The sequence below is a fragment of the Candidatus Jordarchaeum sp. genome, from assembly GCF_052745115.1.
Genome location: NZ_JBRAKS010000372.1, coordinates 1 through 3,713, shown reverse-complemented (window position 1 = coordinate 3,713; position 3,713 = coordinate 1). Strand labels below are relative to the sequence as shown.

Genomic DNA, 3,713 nt, shown 5'->3' with positions numbered 1-3,713 from the left:
AACCGAACACCATCTGGAAGTGTCCTAGATGGGTAAGTTTCGGACAACGGTTAAAAACCAGCGAGCTATGATCAGAATTTCTTCTAAAATATCATAGAAGATTAAAACTTTATACATTACTAATTCTATTTATAATAACCTAAGTCATCATAAGTGTGTGATTTTTTAGGAGGGAGAAATTTGTCTAAAGGAATATATGAGAGTAAACCTTGGCTGAAACACTATGACTCCCACGTCCCAAAGACCCTCGAATATCCAAACGTGTCATTATCTCACTTCGTAGATGCTTCGGTGAAAGAATTTCCAGAGAGCCCCATGATGATTCAGGGAAAGAGGATAATATCCTTCAAAGAGTTCGGCAATTACAAAGATAGCTTCGCAGCCGCCCTCACAGAAATGGGGGTAAAAAAAGGAGATAGAGTTGGAATATACTGTCTAAACATGCCCCAGTACCTGATAGCTCTCTACGGAGCTTTTAAAATTGGGGCGGTACCCACAGGAATTAACCCACTGCTCACCCCGAGAGAGCTCAAATATATTGTAGATGACTCTGATGCGGAAACAATTGTAGCCCTAGACCTCTTCCTGCCCCGAGTACAGGAAATAAGAAAGGAAACGAAATTGAAAAATGTAATAGTAGCAGGTCTGGGCGACTTCCCACAAGAAGGCCCTCTACCTGAGCCACCAGAGTATGAAGGAGCCGTATCGTTCCTAGAACTTCTTAAATATGAGCCAAAACCCCCTGAAGTAAAAATAAATCCCAGAGAAGACTGGGCTCTACTCCAGTATACCGCGGGCACTACTGGTTTACCTAAGGGAACAATTCTCACCCATGAAAATATGGTTAAGCAAACCACCCAACTCATTGCTTGGCTAAAATTTGAGAGAGGAAAAGAGATTGTTTGCTCATCTTTCCCATTCTTCCACCTGGCGGGTCTAGAGTTCAATATAGGATGCGTTTCTCAAGCAGCCGGCCAAATACTCATAGCCAATCCCCGAGACATTGAGGGAACAATAAATCTAATCGACCAGTACCATCCAACAATTATATGTAACGTGCCCACAATCTACATCCAGTTGCTAAGACACCCAAAATTTGAAAAGTCAGCAATAAAAAAGGCGAAAATGTTTATAAGCGGAGCCGCAGCCTTCCCCCCAGAGATCATAAACGAGTATAACAGCAAAACCGAAGGAGTAGTACTCGAAGTCTGGGGAATGACCGAAGCCAGCCCCGTACTCACAGCAAACCCAGTCGATGGGCTAAGAAAGGTGGGATCTGTAGGTATTCCCCTTTCAGACACCATAGTTAAAGTGGTAGATCTAGAGACCGGAGAAGAAGAGCTTCCTATTGGTGAACAAGGGGAACTTGTAGCTTATGGTCCTCAAGTGTTCTATAAGGGCTACTGGAAGAAAGCGGAAGAAACCAAGAAGGCTTTGAAGGAGGGCTGGTACTATACTGGCGATATCGGTTACATGGATAAGGACGGTTACTTCTATATTGTTGACCGGAAGAAGGATATAATCAACGTTTCCGGCTATAAGGTGGCTTCAAGAGAGGTGGATGATGTTCTGTTTGAGCACCCTGCAGTGAATATGGCTGCGACTATAGGTCTCCCGGATCCGGATAGGCCGGGAAGCGAAATTGTAAAAGCTTTCGTTATATTGAAGGAAGGATACGAGGGAAGCCCTAAGCTCGCTGAGGAGATTAGACAGTTTCTAAAGAAAAGTTTGGCACCTTATAAGGTTCCGAAAATAGTTGAGTTTAAAAAAGAGTTACCTCTTAGTGCTACGGGAAAAGTTCTCAAGAGAGAGTTGAGAGAAGAAGAAAAAGCCAAAATGAAAAAGTAGAATAACTTCATTTTTATTTTTTTATCGTTAAATTATCTACACCTTTATTCTGCTTTATGTGATTTTCTTTATTGCAGCATTTCTAATAATGTCCAGTGCTTCATATCCCATGAAGTGGCTTGAATTATATGTTCCTTAAATTGGGCTACTAACATTAGGGAATTTTATCGATTCTGAAATGCACCGTAGTAGGTTTAAGTCTTGCAATTTTTTTATCTCTTATTTGAGATGAAGATCAATTTAAAAGTAACTTGAATCGAATAGTTATTGTAATCTATTTACAAAGTGTAGGATTGAAATTTATGGAAAAAGAATGATAAAAAGTTTAATGATACTTTAATATGTGTGTGATTACACATTATAGATTGATGTGCGTCATAAATTGGTGGGTGGTTTCATTTAATGATTCAGGGAATTTACATTATTGACAATCGGGGTATCTGTATTCTTTTCAGAAAGTATGGTTCAATTGAAGTAGATGAAAACCTTATAGGGGGTTTTTTAACTGCGATACTTAGGTTCTCGACCAAACTCATTAAGGGAGAGGACAATTCTGAGATTCTTAGGGAGATTTTACTTAAAAATTACCGAATTCTATACGAGTCCCATGAAAGTGTCAAGGTTGTAGCTATCGTGGATAAGGAAGACAATGAAGAATTGGTCAGAGACCTATTATCTAAACTGATGGATAGCTTCGTTAAACAGTTTGATTCTCAACTTCAAAACTGGAATGGAAATGTGCAACCGTTTTTAGGATTCGAAGAAAAGATGGATAAGGTGGTCATGGAGAGTGAACTGGGGGAGCTGATTCTTTCTGAGTTAGCAGGGGCTATGCCTAAGGCAACTGTTTCCAAACCAGATATATCAAAAACCCCGGCGTTGTCATTGAAGCAAATTCTGAGAAGATCAAAAACCTTTATGTTTAAGACCATTCTGGCTGGAGATAAAGAAGTAGGGAAAACTAGCATAATACGGAAGACCACTGAAAACATTTTTCAGACTGAATATGTTCCCACTATTGCGTGCGACTTTGCAGTAAAACAATTAGAAATGGGAAAGAATAAGGTACGGTTACATTTCTGGGACTTCGCGGGTTCTGCCAGTTTCAAGCAGATGAGGAAGGAGCTTTATATTGATGCGGATTTAGCAGTTCTAGTTTTTGACTTAACTAATCCAGAGTCATTTAAAAACCTAGAAAAATGGCGTCAGGAAATAATAAACTCGTTTGGACCCCTCAACTTGATAATTGTGGTGGGAAACAAAATTGATCTAGAGAGAAAGATACCGGTGGAAGAATGTTTGAAATACTCCGAAAGCATTAATGCACCCTATTTTGAAACGAGTGCTAAACTGGGAATAAATATAGAAGAAATTTTTAAAACCGTTGCAAAAATCTTAGTGGAAAGAGGGTAAAAGCGCAATTAGATTCCACAAATAAATTAATCTAAAAATTTTCATTTATTGTAATAAATTGGATTCCTAAAAGTACTTTCTTTTAAATTTCTTCAATTAATTTATCCTCTCCTCTAGGTATAGTTCGATAGCCCCTTTTATTCTTATCATTAAATCATCTAGGGTTCACAACAGTAGAAAGATTTAATGATAAATAATACCATTCTTGGACTTTAATCATGAACCCAAACATCCGCAGAGACGTCCAATACAAGGCTACAACCCTGCCCACGAGAACCAAGTCGGCAATCAGCGTGGAGAACAAAAATCCGCTAAAAGGAACCACTGCTGGGCAAAGCAAAGGTTTCCTTCCAAAGGCGGACCACGGCTTAAACGCTGCCTAACCACGCCCTCGCCACCGCCAGTTGAGCGGAGACACACACAAAACGTCTGCAAGAGCGGAGAGGCACAAT

General features: G+C 39.8%; 3 protein-coding genes. All 3 read left to right on the top strand.

Going from position 1 to position 3,713, the window contains the following annotated elements:
* Positions 1-180 precede the first annotated feature (180 nt).
* Positions 181-1,848: an AMP-binding protein gene (locus ACUVXA_RS18055; protein WP_445872678.1), complete on the top strand. Its 1,668-nt coding sequence runs from the start codon at positions 181-183 to the stop codon at positions 1,846-1,848.
* 402 nt (positions 1,849-2,250) lie between these two features.
* Complete coding sequence (locus tag ACUVXA_RS18050) at positions 2,251-3,261, top strand: GTP-binding protein (protein ID WP_445872677.1); 1,011 nt, start codon at positions 2,251-2,253, stop codon at positions 3,259-3,261.
* 218 nt (positions 3,262-3,479) lie between these two features.
* The gene (locus tag ACUVXA_RS18045) at positions 3,480-3,644 is read left to right on the top strand and encodes a hypothetical protein (RefSeq protein ID WP_445872676.1); all 165 of its coding nucleotides are present in this window, start codon (positions 3,480-3,482) and stop codon (positions 3,642-3,644) included.
* Positions 3,645-3,713: the final 69 nt, after the last annotated feature.